This window comes from Paracoccus nototheniae, assembly GCF_004335005.1.
Classification (GTDB): Bacteria; Pseudomonadota; Alphaproteobacteria; order Rhodobacterales; family Rhodobacteraceae; genus Paracoccus; species Paracoccus nototheniae.
This window is the reverse complement of the sequence record NZ_RQRT01000011.1, coordinates 31,876-53,085: the sequence shown is the minus strand read 5'-3', so window position 1 is coordinate 53,085 and position 21,210 is coordinate 31,876. Positions and strand designations below refer to the sequence as shown.

The window sequence follows — 21,210 nt, the reverse complement described above, 5'->3', positions numbered from 1 at the left end:
CCATGAAATCCGGACTTGTGCGGGGCTTTCTGTCCGTCGGGCTGTGGACTCTGATCTCTCGGGCCTCGGGCTTTGTGCGCGACATCCTGATGGCGGCATGGCTGGGCACGGGCGCGGTGGCCGAGGCGTTCCTGATCGCCCTGTCCCTGCCAAACATGTTCCGCCGCTTTTTCGCCGAAGGCGCGTTCAACACCGCCTTCATCCCGATGTTTTCCAAAAAGCTGGAGGATCCCGACGCCGCGCAGCGTTTCGCGCGCGAGGCGTTCTCGGGTCTGTTCCTGACCGTGCTGGCTTTGTCGGCGGTGGCGATGATCTTCATGCCGGGGCTGGTCTGGCTGATGGCATCGGGCTTTGCCGGGGACGAGCGGTTCGATCTGGCGGTCACCTATGGGCGGATCACCTTTCCCTATATCCTGCTGATCTCGATGGCCTCGATGATCTCGGGGGTGCTGAATGCCAATGGCCGCTTCACCGCCGCCGCCGCCGCACCGGTGCTGCTGAACCTGCTGTTCATCGTGGCGATGGGGCTGGGGCGCTGGCAGGGCTGGGATCTGGGGCTGACGCTGGCCTGGGCCACGCCCGTCACCGGCATCGCCCAGCTGGCGCTGGTCTGGTGGGATGCGCGACGCACGGGATACACGTTCTGGCCCCGCCGCCCGCGCCTGTCGCCCGACATGCGCCGTTTGGTCGCCGTCGCCCTGCCCGCCGCCTTCGCGGGCGGCGTGGTGCAGATCAACCTGCTGATCGGGCGTCAGGTCGGATCGCGGTTCGAAGGCGCAATCGCCTGGCTGTCCTATTCCGACCGGCTGTATCAGCTGCCGCTTGGCGTGGTGGGGGCGGCGGTGGCCGTCGTGCTGCTGCCGGAACTGGCCCGCCGCATCCGGGCCGAGGATCACGCGGGCGGGCAATCGGCCTATTCCCGCGCGACCGAGTTCGGGTTCTTTCTGACCCTGCCCGCCGCCTTTGCCATCGCGGTGATCGCGCAGCCGATGGTCGCGACCCTGTTCGAACGCGGCGCCTTTACCGCCTTCGACACGCAGCAGACGGCGGCGGCGCTGGTCGTCTATGCGCTTGGCCTGCCCGCCTTCGTTCTGCAAAAGATCCTGCAGCCCTTGTATTTCGCGCGCGAGGATACGCGCACGCCGTTCCGCTTTGCGCTGCTGTCGATGGTGGTGAATGCGGTGGCGGCCTTTGGGCTGATGCCCTGGCTGGGCTTTCTGGCCGCCGCCCTGGGCACGACCATCGCCGCCTGGATCATGGTCGCGCAATTGTGGTGGGGCACCCGCAGCATGGGTCAGGCCGCGCGCGCCGATGCCCGGTTGCGCCGCGCCTTTCCGCGCATCCTGCTGGCCTCGGCCCTGATGGCGGCCGCGCTGTGGGGCATGCGCGAATGGCTGGAGGGCGCGGGTCTTGGCCGCGGCGCGGGTCTTGCGATCCTTGTCTTTGGCGGGGCGGGCCTTTATTTCGCGCTGGCCTTCGTCATCGGCGGCTATCGGATCTCGGAACTGAAAGCCGCCGTGAAACGCGGTTAACGCTGGCGGATCTGCGCCAGCGCCCGGGCCAGCCCGCCATCGACCAGCAGGAAGGACAGCGCGAAACCGGTGGCAAAGCCCGCAAGCTCGGCGATCCAGCCCGGTCCGGTGCCGCCAAAGACCAGCCCAAAGACCAGCTGGAACATCAGCAGGATGCCGATCAGCGTGAACGCCCGCAGCCGGTTCGCATTCACCGCCGCCAGCCGCGCCCACAAAAGGAAGGTGAAGGCCCCGACCAGCCCATAGACCGCCGGGTAACCGCCGATCAGCGGCGCGGCCCGCACCCCGGTCAGCGGCAGCAACGCCGCATAGACCAGCGCCCCGCCGATCGCCGATCCGAAGAACAGCGCCAGCAGCGCCGCAGGCCGGAAGCTGCCCGACACCATGTTCCCAAGCGCCAGCGTAAAGACCACCACGAACAGCGCATGGGTGAACGACACATGCACGAAGCTGAAACTGAACGCCCGGTACAGCTGCCCCGCATCCACCGCCCCAAGCGTCCAGATGCGCTGCGCCAGTTCGGGCGGAAAGGCGGTCAGACGGATCGCCTGCAGCCGCATTCCCACCCCCTCGGCCCCGCCGATCAGGCCCGCCGACCCCAGGGCAAAGATCGCCTCGGTCGCGATGATCGGCAGCGCCAGCAGCCAGATCACGGGCGGCAGCGGGTTCAGCGGCGATTCGGTCAGGCCTTGGCGCATGGGAATTCCTGTTCGGGTTTAGGGACGGTTGCGAAGGGTGCCCCCACCCGCTAAGCCACGGTGCAGGAAATTCCAAGGCAGGCCGATTATGTCCGATCCGATCAACGCCCCGTTCCGCCCGCGCATCTTTTCGGGGATCCAGCCCTCGGGGGGGCTGACGCTTGGGAATTATCTGGGCGCGCTGAAACGCTTTGCCGCCCTGCAGGGCGATCAGGCCGAGACGGTCTATTGCATCGTCGATCTGCACGCGATCACCGTCTGGCAAGACCCGCAGATCCTGCGCGCCCGCACGCGAGAGGCGGCGGCGGCCTTCCTGGCCTCGGGCGTCGATCCCGCACAGTCGATCCTGTTCAATCAGTCACAGGTCAGCGCGCATGCCGAAATGGCGTGGCTGTTCAACACGGTGGCCCGGGTCGGCTGGATGTACCGGATGACCCAGTTCAAGGACAAGGCGGGCAAGAACAGCGAAAATGCCAGCCTCGGCCTGCTGGCCTATCCGGCGCTGATGGCGGCCGATATCCTGACCTATCAGGCGACCGCGGTGCCGGTGGGCGAGGATCAGAAGCAGCATCTGGAACTGACCCGCGACATCGCCGCCAAGTTCAACCATGATTACGGCGTCACCCATTTCCCGATCACCGAACCGCTGATCGAGGGCGTGGCCACCCGCGTGATGTCCCTGCGCGACGGCAGCAAGAAGATGTCGAAATCCGACCCGTCGGATGCCAGCCGGATCAACCTGACCGACGATGCCGACACGATCGCCCAGAAAATCCGCAAGGCCCGCACCGATGCCGAGCCTCTGCCCGGCCAGATGGAGGGTCTGAAAGACCGCCCCGAGGCGCGCAATCTGGTCAACATCTATGCCGCCCTGACGGATGAGACCCCCGATCAGGTGCTGGCCCGGTTCGAGGGTCAGGGCTTTGGCGCCTTCAAGCCCGCTTTGGCCGAGGTCGCGGTCGAGGCACTGTCGCCCATCACCCGCCGCATGGCCGAATTCATGGCCGATCCCGCCCAGATCGACGCCGTGCTGGCCGATGGCGCGGATCGCGCGGCGGCGGTGGCGATGCCGATCCTGCAGCGGACCAAGGACATCATGGGCCTGCTGCGCCCCCGCGCCTGATCTGCCGCCCGATCGGGCACCGGGCAGACTGACCGACCGCCGTGCCCGCAAGGCGCGGCGGTTTTTTGCGGCGAAAGGCTTGCCCGCCCGCGCCTTTTACCGCTATCAGCGCCCCACACGCATGGACCCGGTGAGATTCCGGGTGGCTCTTCCGGCCGCCGATCCGCCGGACAATTCGAACCTCGACAGCCAGACTGTCGGATGCCGGGCGCCCTGATGGCCCCGGTCGGGAACGGATCAAACATGACTTCAATCGAACGCTACAAGGCCGAATGGCTGGGCAATATCCGCCCGGACCTGCTGTCGGGACTGGTCGTCGCGCTGGCGCTGATCCCCGAGGCCATCGCCTTTTCCATCATCGCGGGCGTCGACCCCAAGGTCGGGCTGTATGCCAGCTTTTCCATCGCGGTGATCACCGCGATCACCGGAGGCCGCCCGGGCATGATTTCCGCGGCGACCGCCGCCACGGCGGTGCTGATGATCACGCTGGTCCGCGATCACGGGCTGGAATATCTGCTGGCGGCCACGGTGCTGGCCGGGCTGATCCAGATCGGCTGTGGGCTGCTGAAGCTGGGCTTCGTGATGCGCTATGTGTCGAAATCGGTGATGACCGGGTTCGTGAACGCGTTGGCGATCCTGATCTTCATGGCGCAGCTGCCGGAACTGGACCCCAGGCTGCCGGGCGTCGGCTGGTTCACCTATGTGCTGGTCGCGGCCTCGCTGGCGATCATCTATCTGTTCCCAAGGATCACCAAGGCGATCCCCTCGCCTCTGGTCACCATCGTGGTGATGACCGGTCTGGCGATGGCGCTTGGCTGGGATGTGCGCACGGTGGGCGACATGGGCGCGCTGCCCGATACGCTGCCGGTCTTTCTGATCCCCGACATTCCGCTGAACCTTCAGACGCTGCAGATCATCCTGCCCTATGCCTTCGCGGTCGCCATCGTCGGCCTGCTGGAAAGCCTGATGACGCAGAACCTTGTGGACGAGCTGACCGACACCCGGTCCAGCCGCAATCAGGAATGCATCGGTCAGGGTCTGGCCAATACCGCCACCGGTTTCATCGGCGGCATGGCGGGCTGCGCGATGATCGGGCAGTCGATGATCAACGTCAAATCCGGCGGTCGGGGGCGGTTGTCCTCGTTCACCGCCGGGGTGGCGCTGCTGATCCTTGTGGTGGGGTTGGGCGATCTGGTCAGCCGGATTCCCATGCCGGCGCTGGTGGCGATCATGATCATGGTCTCGGTCGGGACGTTCAGCTGGTCGTCGATCGCCAACCTGCGCAGCCATCCGACATCATCATCGGTCGTGATGCTGGCGACGGTGGCGACGGTGGTCTGGACCCATAATCTGGCCATCGGCGTGCTGGCGGGCGTGCTGTTGTCGGGGATCTTCTTCGCCGCCAAGATCGCCCAGCTGTTCCGCGTCACATCGACCCTGTCGGCGGACGGACGCCACCGCAACTATCAGGTCGAGGGCCAGATGTTTTACGGCTCGGTCGAGGATTTCATGGCGGCTTTCGACTTTGCCGAACCGCTGGACCGGGTCACCATCGATGTCAGCCGCGCGCATATCTGGGACATCAGTTCCGTTCAGGCGCTGGACATGGCGATCCTGAAATTCCGCCGCGACGGGGCCGAGGTGCAGGTGATCGGCATGAACGAAGCGTCCGAAACGTTGGTCGACCGGCTTGGAACACATGACAAACCCGGCGCTTTGGATAAACTGACCGCGCATTAGGGGGAGGATGCGCCATGCCGGACAAGGTCATCGCTTTGGTGGACGGGTCGGTCTATGCGATCCCGGTCTGCGAATATGCAGCCTGGATCGCCGCGCCGGCGGGCCAGCCGGTCGAGCTGCTGCATGTGTTGGGCCGTCGCGGCCCGCCCGGGGCGCAGGATCTGTCCGGCACCATCCGGCTTGGCGCCCGCAGCGCCCTGCTGGACGAATTGGCGGTGCTGGACGCCCAACGCGCCCGCATCTCCCATGCCGAGGGCCGCGCGCTGCTGGAGGATGCCCGCAGCCTGACGGAGCGCAGCCTGTCGGCTTTTGCCGGACCCGACCACGCTGCCTGCCTGCCGGTCGCCACCCGGCTGGAACAGGGCGACCTGATCGACCACGCGACCGACCGGCAGGCCGACCCCGCCCTGATCGTCATCGGCAAGCGCGGGGCGGCGGCGGATTTCGCCAAGGGGCATCTGGGATCCAACCTGGAGCGCGTCGTGCGCGCCGCAAAGGTGCCGGTGCTGGTCGCCGCCCGCGATTTTCGCCCGGTGCACAGCGCGCTGCTGGCGTTTGACGGGGGTGCCTCGGCGATGAAGGGGGTCGATTTTCTGGCCGCCCACCCCGCCTTTCAAAGGCTCCGGGTCGAGGTGGCGATGGTCGGCCCGGTCGGCCACGCGGCCAGCGAGGATCTGGACGAGGCGATCCTGCGCCTGCGCGCCGCCGGGTGCCGCGCCGATGCGGTGATTCTGCACGGCAATCCCGAAACCGCGCTGATTGCCCGGATCAAGGATCAGAACCACGACCTGCTGGCGATGGGCGCCTATGGTCACAGCCGCATCCGGCGCCTGATCATCGGCTCGGTCACCACCCAGATGCTGATCGACAGCCGCCGCCCGGTGCTTCTGTTCCGCTGATGCGACCCCGTATTGTCCATGCATAAGGCCAGCCTCCCGCCAAAGGCGGGCTTTTTGCCGTTGCAGACAGAACCGGACGCTGTCCAAGTGTAAAACATACGGTTCAGTTTGTAAAAATAATGATGATAATTCTGCTTAACTTTTAGAAGCCTATCGCTCAATTCCAGATCACCTTTGGCGAAATTAGTCGGCAATCTCCGCCGTCTGTTCATCATATAATTGTAATTTATGTATAATTTATGGATTACGGCACACCTTCTCATCATGCCAGAAATATGACGCCCGCCGTCAAATCGTTAACCAACCATTGACAGAACCGGCCCAATTTTCTTAACACCTGTTAAAGCAGAGTTATCTGGCACCACTTTTTCACGAGGAGTACCGCTATGGCGGATATCGACGGCAACAATGATGCGAATGGCGTAACGGTCAGTAATGGCGCGGATGGGAATGGCGTCCCGCTGAGGGATCCGTCGGGCGTGACCGTGACAGGAAATGCCGGTGTCGGCGGAACCAGCGGCGGCAGCAGCCGCGGGTTCTTCGATGTCGACATGGAAGGTGGCGATGACACCCTGGTCGCCGAGAACATGATCTGGACCACCGACGAGGGCGGCCTCCGCGTCGCCTTCGACGACATCGACATGGGCAGCGGCGACGACTCGGTCAGCATGTTCCGCAGCGGCTTTGACAATCTGAAAATGGGTGACGGCAACGACACTCTGGTGCTGGACCATTCCGGCGGCAATACCGCCGATCTGGGCAAGGGCGACGATTCCGTCAGCTTTGGCGACATCACCCCCGACGTCACCCTGTCGGATGCCGAGCTGGCGCAAAAAGATCCCAAAAGCCCGATGGTTCTTGACGGCGGTGCCGGTCACGACACGCTGAACCTTGCCGGCGACTGGACGCTGACCCTGTCCAGCGGCAAGGTTTCGCTGGATTTCGACAACGATGGCGTGGCCGACACGATCACCGACACGTTCTCGAACGACGATGTGCGCTATATCATCGGCGGCTATCCCTCGGTTCTGGACGGCACGGTCACTTTTGACGGCGGCAATACGGTCAAGTTCAAGAACTTCGAAGACATCAGCGTCATCTGCTTTACTGCAGGCACGCTGATCGACACGCCCACCGGCAAGGTTGCCGTCGAAGCGCTGCGCGAAGGCGATTTGGTGATGACCCGCAAGGGGGCCAAGCAGGTCCAATGGATCGGCAAGCGGACCCTGGATTCGATCGATCTGGCGGGCAACCCCAAGCTGCTGCCCGTCCGGGTTCCCGCCGGCGCCTTCGGCAACGGTCTGCCCACCCGCGATGTCAGCTTTTCGCCCCAGCACCGGGTCGTCATCCGCTCGACCATCGCGGAACGGATGTTCGGCAGCGCCGAGGTTCTGGTATCGGTCAAGCAGCTGGTCGGCGTGAATGGCATCGATATCGATGGCGATGCGCGCCGCGTGCAGTATTTCCACATCATGCTGGAAGAGCACGAGATTCTGTCGGTCGAGGGGATCGAGGCCGAAAGCCTGTATCCGGGCCGTCAGGCGATCAGCTTTCTCAACGCCGATCAGCTGCGTGAAGTCCGGGCGATCTTCCCGAACTTTGACGAGCTGGTCGAGGCCGATCTGCCTGCAGCCTCGGCGCTGCCCTTCCTGAAGGGTCGCGAAAGCCGCACGCTGGCCGCCCGCCATGCCAAGAACGAACGCCCGCTCTACGCGTAAGTTTTTAATATAACCCTTTGGAAAAGCCCACTTTGCTGATCAGGCAAGGTGGGCTAATTTTTGGACATGAGCATCGAAACAACCCTCCCCGAATCCACTCTGCGCAAGATTACCGTCCAGTTCGGTAAGGATGTCATCGATCTGGACAAGATCCTGCCTCTGGCCCGCCAGCTGCATAAGGAAAGCATGTTTTCAGACATGCCCTTCGACCAGCCCCAGCTGGAAAAAGTCGTCAGCGACCTGAAGGGTGAGACCGGCTTTCACGGCTCGGTCTATATCGAATACGAGGGAGAGCCGGTCGGCTTTGCCTATTTCTACTTCTCGCCGCTGATGGGCAGCCGTCAGACCTGGGTGACGGTGATGCACACCGTCTATATCCGCAGCGACATCCGCTCGACCGATATCGGCAGCTATGTCTGGCAACGGATCATGCTGGCCGTGCGCGGCTGGTCGGCGCCGCGCGGATCGAAAGGCATCATGTTCAACGTCGTGTCCGGCGTGGCGATCGAGGAAACCGATCTGGTGCTGCGCGCGAACGGGGCGACGCATCTGGGCGGGAATTACTTCATGCGGCTTTGACCCCGGCTGGCCTGCCGCAACCCTTCCGACGCCCAGCCCCCCGAAAGATCGCCATGTCCCAATTCCCGATGCAGGCATCCCTGCCTGACAGCGACAGCCCGGTCATCTGCGGGCTCAGCTGTCGGGTTGCGGGGGCGCGGGGGCCCGAGCAGATGTGGCAGGTGCTGCGCGACGGGCGCTGCACCATCGGCCAGTTGCGGACACAGAATTTCGATCCGGCGCTGTTTCTGGACCCCTATCAGAACCGTCGCGGCAAGGCCTATTCGCTGGCCTCGGGGCAGATCGACGGGGTTCACCGCTTTGATGCCAATTTCTTTGGCATCAGCCCGCGCGAGGCCGCCGATATCGACCCGCAGCAGCGTCTGATGCTGCAAGCCGTGTGGGAGGCGATCGAGGATGCGGGCCTGTCGCCCCGCGATCTGGCGGGACCGCGCACCGGCGTCTTTGTCGGCGCCTCGCTGGTCGAGAATATGCTGATCTACAACGCCGATGTGGCGCGGTCGGGCTCCAGCTTTTCGCTTGGCAATACGCTGTGCATCATCGCCAACCGGGTCTCGGCCTTCTTCGATTTCGGCGGACCCAGCTATGTGCTGGATGCGGCCTGCGCTTCGTCGCTTTACGCGCTGCATCACGCGTCCGAGGCGATCCGCACCGGTCAGGTCGACACGGCCATCGTCGGTGGCGTGCATGTGCTGCTGGCGCCGGGCGGGTTCGTGGGTTTCTCGCAGGCGCGGATGATGTCGCCCACGGGCCTGTGCCGGACCTTCGATGCGGCGGCCGACGGCTATGTCCGGTCCGAGGCCTGTGTGGCGCTGGTCCTGCAGCGGCCCGACATGGCCGACCGGCTGATGGCGCGACGGCGCGCACGGCTGCTGGCGACGGGGGTGAATACCGACGGCGCGGCCTCGACCCTGACCGTGCCCTCGGCGCTGCGTCAGGAAGAACTGCTGGACCGGGTGCTGGCGCAAAGCGGCATCGACCCCGACGATCTGGCCTTTTACGAGGCGCATGGCACCGGCACGCAGGTCGGCGACCCGGTCGAGGCCCGGGCCATCGGGCAGGCGATTGGCCAGCTGCGCCGCGATCCGCTGCCCATCGGCTCGGCCAAGACCAATTTCGGCCATGCGGAACCGGCGGCGGGGCTGGTGGGGCTGGCCAAGACGCTGCTGACGCTGGAACACCGGACCCTGCCCGCCTCGCTGCATTTCCGCCAGCCCAACCCCAGGATCGATTTCGAGGCGCTGAACCTGCGCGTCAACACCGCTCTGCTGCCGCTTGGCGACGGGCGGCTGGTGGCGGGGCTGAACTCTTTCGGCTTTGGGGGCACCAATGTCGCGGCGATCGTCGCCGAGGGTGCGGCCCCGCGCCCCTCCCTGCATGCGGTCACCCTGCCCGCGCCGCCCGCCACCCCGTGGCTGCTGATCTCGGCTGCGTCCGAGGGGTCGCTGCAGCGTCTGGCCGCCGCATGGTCCGACCGCCTGCAGGGTGCCGACCCGCAGACGCGCGCGGCGCTGGTGGCGGCGTCGGCGACGCGGATGGCGCTGCCGCACCGTCTGGCCCTGCCGCTGGACGGCGATATCTGCGCGACGCTTCGCGATCCCGAGGCCGGGCTGCGCGGCGTGGCGCGACTGCGCCAGGCGCGGGGTGTGCTGGCCTTTCCGGGCAATGGCGCGCAGGTGCCGGGCATGGGCATCGCCGAATATCGCGACGATCCGGTGTTTCGTGCCAGCTTTGACGAGGTCGCGCAGGCGATGGCGCGGCAGGGCCAGCCCGGTCTGGTGGCGCTGATGCATGCCCCCGATCTTGAGACTCGGCTGGCCCGGCCGCTGGTCGCGCAGCCGCTGCTGTTCGGCTATCAGGTCGCGCAGGCGCGCAGCCTGCTGCAGGCCGGGCTGGATTGCACCGCCGTCATCGGCCATTCGGTGGGAGAGATCGCGGCCCTGCATGTCGCGGGCTGCTTTGATCTGGACGCGGCGGCGCGGATCATCGTCACCCGCTCCGAAGCGTTCGAGGGGTTGCGCGGACAGGGCGGCATGGCGGTCGTGGCCGCTGCCGCCGCCGATGTGGCCCGCGCCATTGCCGGGCTGGACATGCCGGATCTGGCCATCGCGGCGATCAACAGCCCCCGATCCGTCACCGTCGCCGGACCCGAGGCGGCGCTTGCCCGGCTGGCACGGGTCACGGTCGGTGGCAAGCGATTGCCTCTGATCCGGCTCAAGGTCCAGATCCCCTATCACTCGCCGCTGGTCCAGCCGCTGCATGACCGCTTCATGGCCGATCTGGCCGGGCTGCGGTTCGATCCGCCCCGGATGCCGGTCGGGGCGGCGGCGCTTGGCCGGATGATGCGGCCCGGCGATGCGGGCCTGGATTATCTGTGGCGCAATGCCCGCGACCCGGTTCGGTTCGCCGATGCGGTCACCGGGCTGGCCCAGGAGGGCCCCTGTCATCTGGTCGAGCTGTCGCCCGTGCCGGTCTTTGCGGCCAATATCCGCGACATCGCCCGCTATGGCGGCGTCTCGCTGGATCACCTTCTGCCAGAACGGCCCGTGGCGGGCCCCGCAGGGCAACAGATCGCCCGGGCATGGGTCGCGGGCGTGCCGGTCCGGACCGAGGCGCTGGCTGGCGCGCGGCGCGGCCCCGATCCGGATCTGCCCGCCTATCCTTGGGACGAACGGGATCATCTTAGCCGCCTCAGCCCCGATGGCGTCGATGCCTGGGGCGAGGATGGGCCGCGTCCGCTGGCCGGGCGCCGGGCCGAGGGCGACGGCATGCTGTGGGTGACCGACGTCACCCCCACGCAACCTGCATGGCTGGCCGATCACAAGGTCGGCGGTCAGATCGTTCTGGCAGGCGCCGTGCTGGCCGAGCTGGCGCTTGGCGCCGCTGCTGCCCTGTGGCCCGACCAGCCCCTGCAGCTGGTGCATTTCGACATCCTGGCCCCCGCCGTGGTCGAAGGCGAGGGGCTGCACCTGCAGACCCGTATCGATCCCGACACGGGCGCCGTCACGCTGCAGATGCGCCCCCGGCTGACCCGCGCGGGTTGGACGCTGCTGGCGCGGGGGATGGTGCGACGCGGCGCGGCCTTGCCCATCCCCCGCCTGACCGGCGGCGGCGGCAGGGCGGGCGATGTCGATACGCTCTATGATCTGCTGGGTGCGCGCGGTCTGGATTATGGCCCCGCCTTCCGGCGCATGGCGTCGTTGCACCGCCTGCGCGGCGGCGCGGTCAGGGTGGCGCTGGAGCCTGCCATGCCACCCCGGCCCTTCCTGCTGGACCCGACCGCGTTGGACGCCGCCTTTCACGGGCTGGCCGACATTGCACAGGCGCTGCTCAGCGACAAGACCCCCGCCTCGCACGATCTGGCCGCGCTGATGGGCGACGGCGCGACGCTGCTGCCCACCCGGTTGGGCCATGTGCAGCTGTTCCGCCCCGCCATCGCGCCGGCGCAGGCGCAGGTCACGGTCACGCTGTGGCGACGCCGGTCGCTGCTGGCCCGGATCGCGCTGTTCGACGCGCAGGGCGATGCCGTGGCGTTGATCGAGGATGCCGAATTCACCATGACCCGTCTGGACGCCGCCACGCGGATCGCGCCGATGCGCCTGATCGGGCGCCGGGTGCGGCTGCGATTGGCGGATCAACCCGTGACCCTGCCCCGCGATCTGGCCGATCCCGCCCGCCTGCTCGCGCGGCTTGCACCGGGGGACGCGCCCGTCCCGGACCCGTTGGGTCAGGCCTTGCGGGCGGTGCAAAGGGCCGTCACCTCGGGCGGCGATGTCGGCGAGGCGGTGTCAGCAGCGCTGCATCTGTGCCCCGATCTGGCCGATGACCTGCGCGCCGCGATGATCGCGGGCGCGGGGGGCGATCCGCGCGACACGGCGCTGCATGGACTGGTGCACAGGCGGCTTTGGGCGCGGGCGGGCGATCTGCTGCAGGATCTTCTGCGGCGCTGGCCCCGTGATCAGCGCTGCAACCTGCTGATCGTCGGACTGCCCGATCTGGCGCTGCTGCGCAGGCTGGCCGATGACGACCGACTGGACGGTTTGCGCATAGCCCCCCCGTCCGAGGCCGGGCGCAGCCTGCTGGTGCAAATCCTGCCGCCCGATCTGATGCCGCTGGTCACCGCCCACCCGATGCCGGGTGGCAGCGATCTGGCGCTGATCGTCGGAGCGCAGCCGGATAAGGCACCGCTGCACAGCGCGCTGGCCCCCGGCGGTCTGGCGCTGGTGCTGTCGACCGGGAATGACGAGCGCATCGGCAATCTGGATGCAGACGGGCTGGCGCTGAATCTGTCGCTGTGGCGCCGCCCGGCGCAACCCGCCCATGGGACGCCCACCCTGCCGGTTCTGCAGGGTCGCGATCTGTCCGACGACCTGCCTGACGACCTGCGGGCGGCGCTTCTGGCTTGCGAGGGCGGCGGCACGCCGTCGCACCGGGTCATCGCTCTGGCGCACCGGCCCGGCGCATCTTTGGCCGCAACGCTGGTCCATGCGATGATGGCGATCCGAAAACACCTGACGCAACCCGGCCCGCCCCTCGTGCTGATCGCTGCCGACCCGCAGGCGGATGCGGATTTCACCATCCTGGCCGAGGGTCTGCGCTCGATCATCGTCACGGCGGCGAATGAGGCGGGCGCGGGCGTCATCCGCCTGCTGACCCTGACCGGTCCTGCCCCGGATGCGCCCGCGCTGGCTCGGCTGATCGCCGCGACCCAAGGGGAAAGCGCCGCCCATTGCACGCCCTCGGGTCTGTGGGCCGACCGGATGCAGGCGCGCAGCCCGCGCCCCGACCCGGCCATGGCGCTGCAACTGGCGCAGCGCGATTTGGGGCGGCTGGACAGTCTTGTCTGGCGCCCCCTGCCCCGCCGCAGCCCCCGCGCGGGCGAGGTCGAGATCGAGGTTGCGGCGACCGGCCTCAACTTTCGCGACGTGATGTCGGCGCGCGGGCTGCTGTCCGAACGCATTCTGGATGCCGGGGCCTCGGGCGCGGGGATGGGCATGGAATATGCAGGTCATGTGCGGCGCGCGGGTCCGGGCTGCGCTCTGGCGCCCGGCACGGCGGTGATGGGCTTTGCGGCGCAGGCCTTTGCGACGCGGCTGATCGTGCCTGCGGCCTCGGTGTCGGCCATTCCTTCGGGGGTTGATCCGGTGGCGGCGGCGGGCCTGCCGGTGGCTTTCGTCACCGCCTATGAGGCCTTGTGCCATCTGGCGATGCTGCGGGCCGGGGAAACCGTGCTGATCCATGGCGGTGCGGGCGGTGTGGGCATGGCCGCGATCCAGATCGCCCGGATGATCGGCGCGCGGGTGCTGACCACCACCGGAACGCCCGAAAAGCGCGCCATCGCCTGCGCCATGGGGGCGGCAGAGGCCTTTGACAGCCGCAATCTGACTTTTCTGCCCGATGTCATGGCCGCCACGGACGGGCGCGGGGTCGATGTGGTCCTGAACAGCCTGTCGGGCGAGGCGATGCAACGCTCGGTCGATTGTCTGGCGCCGTTCGGGCGCTTCGTAGAACTGGGCAAGCGCGATTATCTTGAAGGCACGCAGATGGATCTGCGCCCCTTTGCCCGCAACCTGACCTATTTCGGGATGGATCTGGACCAGCGTCTGGCCGCCGATCCCGACCGAATCGCCGCAAGTCTGACCGCGATCCGCGCGGGCTTTGCGGCAGGCCATCTGCGGGCGATCCCCGTCACCCCCTTTCCGGGCGACATGACGGAAGACGCGTTTCGCCACATGCTGGCCGCCCGCCATACCGGCAAGATCGTGATCCGCCCATCCAAACCGCGCACCCCCCGCCCCGGCCCACTGCTGCGCGATGTCTGGATCATCATCGGCGGCACCGGCGGTCTGGGCCTGCAGGTCGCGCGCTGGCTGCTGGCGCAGGGTGCCTTGGATATCCATCTGCTGTCGCGCAGCGGTGAAATCCGGCCCGGCGCCGGCGCCCCTGGGAGATGGGCCCGCGAGGCGCTTGGATCGGGACTGACCCTGCATGCGGTGGATGCGACCGACCTCGACGCGATGGGGGCGTTTCTGGACAGGCTGGCCACCAAAGGACAGCGGATCGGTGGCGTGATCCATGCCGCAATGGTGCTGCGCGACCGGCTGATCAAGGATCTGGACCCGGTCGAGGCACGACAGGTGCTGGACGCCAAGCTGGCTGTGGCGCAGGGGCTGGCCGGGCTGTTGCGTCAGGGACGTCTGGCCCCCGATCAGGTCATCTTCTTTTCCTCGGTCGCGGCCTGTCTGGGAAATCCGGGGCAGGTCAGCTATTCGGCCGCCAACAGCGCCATCACTGCGCTGGCCCGGCAATTGCGCGACGAGGGCTATCCGGTGCGCAGTCTGGGTTGGGGTGCGGTCAGCGATGCGGGCTATCTGACCCGCAACGCCGCCCTGTCCCTGCAGCTGTCGCGGATAGAGGGGATGGGCCTGATGACCAGCGCCGATCTGCTGGCCGAACTGGGCGCCGCCCTGCGCGATCCGCATCCGGGCGATCATGTTCTGGCGCCGCTGCGATGGGCGCGGCTGGCCCCGGTCCTGCCCGGTCTTGGCAGCGCGATGTTCGGGTCGCTGGTCCCCGAGGATGCGGTGGGCGCGCAGGCCGACGGCCATCTGGCCGACCGGCTGCGGCAGATGGATTGGCCCGCCGCGCTGGCGCTGGTCGAGGCTCAGCTGCGCGAGATCCTGTCGGGCATCATGCGCCTGCCGCCCGATCAGTTCGACCCGCACCGCCCCTTCAACCGCTATGGCATCGATTCGCTGATGGCGATGGAATTGCGGCTGGAGATCGAGCGCCGCCTTGGCCTGTCGATGGCCAGCCTGCCGGTGACCGAGGATCTGACCGCGGCCCGGTTGGCCGCCGTCCTGGTCGACCGGACCCTTCATGACGCGGCGGCGGGCGCGCCACCCCCGGATGGGGCGCCATGACCCGGATGCCCGCGCATCGCATCCTCAGCTTCACCGACCCGCGCCTTGGCATGCGCATGGCCGAGGCGCGGGCCGATGACATGGCCACCCGCGCCGCCATGCAAATTCTGGACGATCTGTTGGCTGCAACCGGCGATGGGTTGATCGCGGCCCCGGCAATCGGCCTGCCGGTGCGCTGCCTTGCGCTGCGCCGGGGCGCCGAGGTGATCCATGTCTTGAACCCCGCCATTCCGGCTGCCGGAGACTTCGCCCTGAACCGGGCCGAAACATCCCCCCTGACCGGCCCGATCCGCCGCCATGTCTGGCGCGCAAGACAGGTCACACTGACCGGAACCCACCCCACGGGCCTGCCGGTCCACGAGCTGCTAGAGGGGAGGATGGCCGTTCTGGCCCAGCAGGCGCTGGATCTGCTGGACAATCGCGCCGGGTTCGACTGGATCACGCCCTTCCATCGCGCGTGGGTGGCCAGCAGCGATCCCGCGCTGCGCGCACGCGCTGAGGCGGTGAACCGCGCCCTGCATCTGGCCCCCTGGCAGGGCGATCCCGGCATCCCTGCGGATACACCACTGGTGGCGCTGGACAGGCGGCAGGTGCAGATCCGCGGTGATGCGGGCCAGCCGGTGGCCCTGCTGGATGCCGGTGATCCGGCCCTGCCAATCGACGCGACGGACCGGCGCTGCTTGGGGATCCTGTTCACCGCCCCAGCCCTGCGCCAGGTCATGATCCTGTCGCGCCACCGCGCCGCGCTGGCCGTTTCCCTGCTGACGATTCTGCCCGGGATTACCCTGCACCATCCCGCCAGCGGCTGGCCGCAGCGCGCGATGGAGCGAATGCAGCTGAGCGCGGCTTGTCGCGTCACAGCCCTGCGCGATCCGCCCCCCCTGCCCGACGGTCCGGACCCGAAGATGGACGCGATCGTGATGGACGGCGCGGATGACTGGCTGGAGGGCCCGGAGGCTGCCGCCCTGATGCGCCAGCAGGCCCGTCGCCTGAACGGAAATGGCGGCATCGCTGTCATCTGCTGCGCCTCGGCCTCGGCCATGATCGAGGATTTGCTGCAGGCCGTTTTTCCGTCTGTCCATGTGATCGATGAGCGGCAGGCCGGAACCCTCTATCTCGCCTTCAGGTCTAGACCTGATCTGCCCGCGGCCCATGCCCGCGCCCTGCGACTTTCAAACCAACTCGGCCGCCCCGGGCTGGTCCAGCCGGCGACCGGGGGCTGGCGGATCCTCACCAAATCGGGCGAACGGCGCGCGCCATGACCGACCCCACCGCTGCCCCCGACAGGCCGCACGCCGGCACGGTCCCCGCGACGCCGCGCACAGGTCCACGGATCCTGTTCCTGCATCAGACCGGGCCGGGGCAGTTCCAGTTTCTGGGCACATGGCTGGCGGCCCGGGGCTGGGACGTCACCTTCGCCCATGGCGGTCTGGACGGCGCCGAGACCGCGGATGGCTGCCGCATCCGCCGCTTTCGCCGACGCGAGGCGACACTGCCCACCCAGGATTTCCGCCATATCCTTGATCATGCGGCCCAGAATTGCCGTGGGGCGACAGAGCTGATGTATCAGATGCGCCACGGCGAAGGCTATATGCCCGACATCGTGATGGCGCATGTGGGCTGGGGCGTCGGGCTGGGGGTCAAGCTGGTCTGGCCCGATTGCCGCTATGTCGCCTATCATGAATGGTATTACACCGACCGGAACTGGGACAAGGGCCGGGCCGAGCGCCCCTCGGATGCGCGGACGCTGATCGCGGATCGCATGCGAAACCTGCCGATCGCGGCGGAATTCGATCTGGCCGATGCGCATTGGTGCCCGACCGCCTTTCAGGCCAGCCGCTTTCCCCCCGCGCTGCGGGACCGAATCACGATCCTGCCCGATGGCGTCGATTGCGACCAGCATTGCCCCGGCCCCAGAGCGCGGATCAATTTCGATTGGGTCAGTCTTCCCGCAGTCCAGCCGGTTGTGACCTATGCCACGCGCGGGATGGAACCCCTGCGCGGCTTTCCCCAGTTCCTGCGCGCCGTCGAGCATCTGCAACGGCAGCGCGATGACGTTCATGCGGTCATTCTGGCCAATGACAGCGTGTCCTATGGCGCCCGGCTGCCTGCCGGGGACAGCTGGTGGCTGCGGATGACGGATCAGCTGGATCTGGACCACCGCCGCATCCATGTGAACGTCATGCGGCCGCGGGCGGAATATATCGCAACGCTGCAAGCCTCCACCGCCCATGTCTATTTCACCGAGCCCTTCGTCACCTCGTGGTCGCTGACCGAGGCGCTGGCGATGGGCTGTCTGGTCGTCGGATCGAACACCGCCCCCGTTCACGAGCAGATCGAGGATATGGAAAACGGCCTGATCGTCGATATGGATGACACAGCCGAGGTGGCCGAGGCGCTGGTCTGGGCCATCGACAATCCCGCCCCGGCGCAAAGACTGCGACAGGCCGCCCGGGACGGCGTTCTGGCCCGGCAGGACGCCCGGCTGGTCTTTCCCGCCAAAGAGGCGCTTTTGCGCGCGATGATGGTCCGCTGAGCAAGGACAGATCACAGGATCACCGCACAGCCCTTTCCCGCGGCCTTGGCCTGATAAAGCGCCTTGTCGGTCAGTGCCAGCACATCCTCCAGCGTCTCTGTCCCGCCGGGCAGGCGCAGGACGATCCCGGCACTGGCCGAGACGCGACGCCCCGCCAGCCCATGCGGGGTCAGACTCTCGATCGAGCCGATGATGCGCAGCGACAGGTCGCGCAACGCCGCGTGAGAGGTCATCCCCTTCATGATCAGAAAAAATTCGTCCCCGCCGATCCGGGCTGCCGTGTCGGTCTTGCGCACCTGTTCTTGCAGGATGGTTCCGACCCGGCGCAGCAGCGCGTCACCCGCGAGGTGACCCAGAAGATCGTTCACCAGCTTGAAATTATCCAGATCCAGATGGATCAGCGCGACGGGAACAGAGGTCTCTTCCAGCCGGTGGCCTGCCGGTTGCAGCGCCTGAGCCAGATTGATTTCCAGGCCGCGCCGATTGTGCAGCCCGGTCAGAGCGTCCGTCTTGGCCTGCTGTAATGCGATTTTTCGGGCGCGCGCCAGCTCTTCGTTGAACTCGGACAGAACGGTCAGGACGCCACGATTGGCCTCCTGCAGAAACAGAAACTCCATGGCCAGATCCGATGGGCAAAAATCGTCATCGGTCAGTCCTGCGCGACGGATCGCGCGGTGCAATCCGATGCCAAAGCCAAGATTGACCAGCATCGAGCCGTCCGAGACGCGCTCTCCGTGGCCGCGCAGCACGATGTCGGGAACCTCGACCGCGCGCAGGAACAGTCGCCGCCCCAAATCCACCGCGTCACGGATTGCATTGAGCGGCGAGGGACCGCGTCCCGCGCGGGAATTGACCAGCTGACCATCCAGCCCGGCAGGCAGGTCGGGCAGCAATTTCAACAACGTGGGCCCGACCGACATTACCTTTCCGCTGTCCTGCATCCACAGATGCATCGGCAGAAAACGCCCCATCGCCCGCAGCGTCAGCCCCGGCCCCACGCGGTTCATGACAAGGCCCCGGCCACCGCTGCTTCCTGCAACATGAACCGTCGCCCTTCCGCGAACTGATCGTCACAGACATCGACCCTGATCCCCGCCGCTTCGACCGAAATGACGCACAATGCGCCGTAATCGTCGGCCATGCTGCGCACGATGCCCATCAACAGATGCTGCCAGGCCGGATCGGGGTCAGCCATGATCAACCAGACCGACCGATCCTCGGCCTTGATCGTCAGCGCCGGAACCCCCAGTCTGGGCAAGACCAGATGCGAGCGTCCGGGCAGCTCTTCCAGCCGCAGCAGAAAGTCGTGGAAATCGCGCCCCGAGAACCGCAGCAGACGCCGGATCGGTTCGATCCGCGTCATCCAGGCCCCCAGATCCTCGAACATTTCGGATGTGGGTTTCGAGACATAGTTCGCCGCGCGCGACAGCCCCGCCGTTGCAAATTCCACGACCGGCAGTTCGGGCAATGCCCTGAGGACATCGGTTTCATCCGCCACGAACCGGGCCAGATCCGGGCCGTAGGTCCTTGCCAGAAATGCCCGGAGGGCGTGGTCGATCAGCCTGTTCATGTCCACCTCGATTCGGAACGAGGCTAACGGCCGACCCTTAAGAAAAGGAGAACGAAGCCAGCTATTCGACGTCCCAGCCATAGCTGCCGGGCCCGGCAAGCGCGGTTCGGGCGGCCATGATATCCTGCGGACGCAGGTTCAGGGCTTGGGCAAAACTGGTGATCCGCTCGTCCTGTTCGACGATGAAATCCAGAAGATGCAACGCAATATCAGGCTGTTCGGCCACCGCGCGCAGATCGGCAGGGCGCAGCCCCGAGGCCTGCATGAACAGCGCCAGATCGTCGGGGCGGTCCACCAGAACGATCAGCACCTGCATCGCCAGTTCGCCCGCCTGTGCATTCGACATTGCCATCCTGCCGCTGTCCTTCTTTTTTGCTCAGGCATCGCCGCCCGGAAACCCTTTCTTAAACATTTGCGGTCAAGTTGGAATGCAGGTGGCAGGGTGCTGGACAAAACAATGACAGCAGAGATCATGGTTGCGGACGGGACGGCGACAGCGCGGATCACGCTCAAGGTCCGGCTGAGAGCGGTCTGCTATCAGGTCACCGCGGTGGCGACGGTCGGCCAGTTGCTGCAGCAGTTGCGGGTGTCGCGGCCCGATCTGATCATTCTGGGCAGCAATCTGGCGGATGGAACGGCGCTGGATCTGTGTCGTCGCCTGTCAAACGACCGTCAGGTGGCGGACATTCCGATCCTGATGCTGGTCGATCCCGACCAGCGGCTGGCGGCGCTGCAGGCGGGCGCGACCGCGACGCTGGACCCCGGCGTCGACGAACAGATGCTGATGGCACGGATCCGCACCATCCTGCGCGAAATCGACATGCCTCCGCCGGGCATGCAAGACGCGGAACCGATCGGCATGGCCGAAGCGCAGGCGGGCTTTGGCCATGCGGTTCATCCGCTGGTCGCGCTGGTGGCGGATCATCCGGCGCGGGCGCAGCGCTGGCGGCAGATGTTGTCGGGCCGCATGTCCTGCCGCTTTGACATCCAGACCCCGGATCAGGCGCTTGGTGCCGCGACATCGGGCCGCTCGGCCGACATCTATCTGATCGCCGCCGATATCCGCGCGCGTGGTGACGGGCTGAGCCTGCTGTCGGAACTGCGCACGCGCCAGGGCTCTCGGGATGCGGGGTTCGTTATTGCCATTGCCCCGGAACGGGCGGAACTGGCCGCCATCGCCCTGGATCTGGGCGCGGGCGATGTCATGCCGCTGATGCTGGGAACAGCGCAGGCCGCGCAGGCCGCCGCGATGACGCTGCAGATGCTGCTGTCACGCAAATCAAGGATCGAGCAGCGCCGCGCCGATGTGCAGCGCCAGATGCAATGGGCGATGACCGATCCGTTGACCGGCCTTTACAATCGTCGCTATGCCCTGCCGCGGCTGACCCAGATGACGCGCGAGGCGCGGGCGGGATCGCGCCGGCTGGCGGTTCTGGCCATCGATCTGGATCATTTCAAGGAGGTGAATGACACCTATGGCCACAGCGCCGGCGATGCCGTTCTGGTCGAGATCGCGCATCGTCTGCGCAACACGATCGGGCAATCGGGCCTTGCCGCCCGGATGGGAGGAGAGGAGTTTCTGGGCGTGATGCCCGATTGTCCCGTCGATCAGGCGCAACGATTGGCCGAATCTCTGCGCCGGGTGGTTCAGGATATGCCGGTCCTGCTGCCCGGGCTGTCGGGGGGCGGGCAGATCCGGGTGACCGCCTCGGTCGGGCTGGCCATGGTGATCCCTTCGGGGCAGGTCGGATCGGAACAGGCAGGGCAGATGGCGATCGAGCGGGCCGACCGCGCGCTGCTGGCGGCCAAGGCGGCGGGCCGGAACCGGGTCGTTTGTGCCTGTGCCGACCGTGCGGCATAGGCGACCCTTTCCTTGCCGCAGCCTGCGGCGT

Annotated in this window: 14 protein-coding genes and 1 other annotated feature; of the genes, 10 read left to right on the top strand and 4 right to left on the bottom strand. The window is 66.9% G+C overall.

From position 1 onward, the window contains the following. Nucleotides 1–2: 2 nt before the first annotated feature. A complete protein-coding gene (murJ, locus tag EG885_RS06865) occupies nt 3–1,532 on the top strand; it encodes a murein biosynthesis integral membrane protein MurJ (RefSeq protein ID WP_131573740.1) in 1,530 nt (509 codons plus the stop codon). Here the strand turns inward: murJ and EG885_RS06860 are convergent. After that, the gene (locus tag EG885_RS06860) at nt 1,529–2,230 is read right to left on the bottom strand and encodes a rhomboid family intramembrane serine protease (RefSeq protein ID WP_131573739.1); all 702 of its coding nucleotides are present in this window, start codon (nt 2,228–2,230) and stop codon (nt 1,529–1,531) included. The two genes, murJ and EG885_RS06860, sit on opposite strands and share 4 nt — an antisense overlap. An 88-nt stretch (nt 2,231–2,318) precedes the next feature. On the opposite strand from EG885_RS06860, the gene trpS reads away from it, so the two are divergent. The 8 genes from trpS to EG885_RS06820 all read left to right on the top strand — a co-directional run bounded on the left by trpS (nt 2,319) and on the right by EG885_RS06820 (nt 17,748). Next, entirely contained in the window at nt 2,319–3,353 is a 1,035-nt protein-coding gene (gene trpS, locus EG885_RS06855; RefSeq protein ID WP_131573738.1) for a tryptophan--tRNA ligase, read from the top strand. Between the two features lie 120 nt (nt 3,354–3,473). Next, nucleotides 3,474–3,529 (top strand) — a sequence feature (sul1 is cis-regulatory element that is thought to sense ions involved in sulfur or methionine metabolism; They are found in Alphaproteobacteria). A 67-nt stretch (nt 3,530–3,596) separates the two neighbouring features. Continuing rightward, the gene (locus EG885_RS06850) at nt 3,597–5,093 is read left to right on the top strand and encodes a SulP family inorganic anion transporter (protein WP_131573737.1); all 1,497 of its coding nucleotides are present in this window, start codon (nt 3,597–3,599) and stop codon (nt 5,091–5,093) included. A 14-nt stretch (nt 5,094–5,107) separates the two neighbouring features. Next, complete coding sequence (locus tag EG885_RS06845) at nt 5,108–5,992, top strand: universal stress protein (RefSeq protein WP_131573736.1); 885 nt, start codon at nt 5,108–5,110, stop codon at nt 5,990–5,992. A 386-nt stretch (nt 5,993–6,378) separates the two neighbouring features. Beyond that, on the top strand, nt 6,379–7,710 hold the full coding sequence (locus EG885_RS06840) for a Hint domain-containing protein (protein WP_131573735.1): 1,332 nt from the start codon (nt 6,379–6,381) through the stop codon (nt 7,708–7,710). Between the two features lie 66 nt (nt 7,711–7,776). Then, complete coding sequence (locus EG885_RS06835; protein WP_131573734.1) at nt 7,777–8,289, top strand: GNAT family N-acetyltransferase; 513 nt, start codon at nt 7,777–7,779, stop codon at nt 8,287–8,289. Between the two features lie 53 nt (nt 8,290–8,342). Next, nucleotides 8,343–15,212, top strand: a complete 6,870-nt coding sequence (locus EG885_RS06830) for a type I polyketide synthase (protein ID WP_131573733.1) — start codon at nt 8,343–8,345, stop codon at nt 15,210–15,212. Beyond that, the gene (locus tag EG885_RS06825; protein WP_131573732.1) at nt 15,209–16,474 is read left to right on the top strand and encodes a peptide deformylase; all 1,266 of its coding nucleotides are present in this window, start codon (nt 15,209–15,211) and stop codon (nt 16,472–16,474) included. Before EG885_RS06830 ends, EG885_RS06825 begins: the two co-directional genes overlap by 4 nt. Further along, nucleotides 16,471–17,748, top strand: coding sequence for a glycosyltransferase (locus EG885_RS06820; protein WP_131573731.1), 1,278 nt, complete (start codon nt 16,471–16,473; stop codon nt 17,746–17,748). Before EG885_RS06825 ends, EG885_RS06820 begins: the two co-directional genes overlap by 4 nt. Nucleotides 17,749–17,759: 11 nt before the next feature. Here EG885_RS06820 and EG885_RS06815 read toward each other — a convergent pair whose 3' ends face one another. From EG885_RS06815 to EG885_RS06805, 3 genes are all read right to left on the bottom strand, one after another. Further along, nucleotides 17,760–18,755 (bottom strand): GGDEF domain-containing protein, encoded by a 996-nt coding sequence (locus tag EG885_RS06815; RefSeq protein ID WP_131573730.1) that lies wholly within the window; start codon nt 18,753–18,755, stop codon nt 17,760–17,762. Next, nucleotides 18,752–19,318, bottom strand: coding sequence for a heme NO-binding protein (locus tag EG885_RS06810; protein ID WP_131573729.1), 567 nt, complete (start codon nt 19,316–19,318; stop codon nt 18,752–18,754). The genes EG885_RS06815 and EG885_RS06810 overlap by 4 nt, the downstream gene beginning before the upstream one ends. 61 nt (nt 19,319–19,379) lie before the next feature. Then, entirely contained in the window at nt 19,380–19,670 is a 291-nt protein-coding gene (locus EG885_RS06805) for a DUF3572 family protein (RefSeq protein WP_131573728.1), read from the bottom strand. 105 nt (nt 19,671–19,775) lie between these two features. Here EG885_RS06805 and EG885_RS06800 point away from each other — a divergent pair, with 105 nt between their 5' ends. Beyond that, the gene (locus EG885_RS06800) at nt 19,776–21,179 is read left to right on the top strand and encodes a diguanylate cyclase (RefSeq protein ID WP_131573727.1); all 1,404 of its coding nucleotides are present in this window, start codon (nt 19,776–19,778) and stop codon (nt 21,177–21,179) included. The last annotated feature ends 31 nt before the right edge of the window (nt 21,180–21,210 follow it).

What these genes read in the sequence shown, in the direction of transcription:
- EG885_RS06840 (WP_131573735.1), top strand. Translation starts at nt 6,379, where the DNA reads ATGGCGGATATCGACGGCAACAATGATGCGAATGGCGTAACGGTCAGT.
- EG885_RS06820 (WP_131573731.1), top strand. Translation starts at nt 16,471, where the DNA reads ATGACCGACCCCACCGCTGCCCCCGACAGGCCGCACGCCGGCACGGTC.
- EG885_RS06815 (WP_131573730.1), bottom strand. Translation starts at nt 18,755, where the DNA reads ATGAACCGCGTGGGGCCGGGGCTGACGCTGCGGGCGATGGGGCGTTTT.
- EG885_RS06860 (WP_131573739.1), bottom strand. Translation starts at nt 2,230, where the DNA reads ATGCGCCAAGGCCTGACCGAATCGCCGCTGAACCCGCTGCCGCCCGTG.
- EG885_RS06835 (WP_131573734.1), top strand. Translation starts at nt 7,777, where the DNA reads ATGAGCATCGAAACAACCCTCCCCGAATCCACTCTGCGCAAGATTACC.
- trpS (WP_131573738.1), top strand. Translation starts at nt 2,319, where the DNA reads ATGTCCGATCCGATCAACGCCCCGTTCCGCCCGCGCATCTTTTCGGGG.
- EG885_RS06845 (WP_131573736.1), top strand. Translation starts at nt 5,108, where the DNA reads ATGCCGGACAAGGTCATCGCTTTGGTGGACGGGTCGGTCTATGCGATC.
- EG885_RS06800 (WP_131573727.1), top strand. Translation starts at nt 19,776, where the DNA reads ATGACAGCAGAGATCATGGTTGCGGACGGGACGGCGACAGCGCGGATC.
- EG885_RS06825 (WP_131573732.1), top strand. Translation starts at nt 15,209, where the DNA reads ATGACCCGGATGCCCGCGCATCGCATCCTCAGCTTCACCGACCCGCGC.
- EG885_RS06830 (WP_131573733.1), top strand. Translation starts at nt 8,343, where the DNA reads ATGTCCCAATTCCCGATGCAGGCATCCCTGCCTGACAGCGACAGCCCG.
- EG885_RS06850 (WP_131573737.1), top strand. Translation starts at nt 3,597, where the DNA reads ATGACTTCAATCGAACGCTACAAGGCCGAATGGCTGGGCAATATCCGC.
- EG885_RS06805 (WP_131573728.1), bottom strand. Translation starts at nt 19,670, where the DNA reads ATGGCAATGTCGAATGCACAGGCGGGCGAACTGGCGATGCAGGTGCTG.
- EG885_RS06810 (WP_131573729.1), bottom strand. Translation starts at nt 19,318, where the DNA reads ATGAACAGGCTGATCGACCACGCCCTCCGGGCATTTCTGGCAAGGACC.
- murJ (WP_131573740.1), top strand. Translation starts at nt 3, where the DNA reads ATGAAATCCGGACTTGTGCGGGGCTTTCTGTCCGTCGGGCTGTGGACT.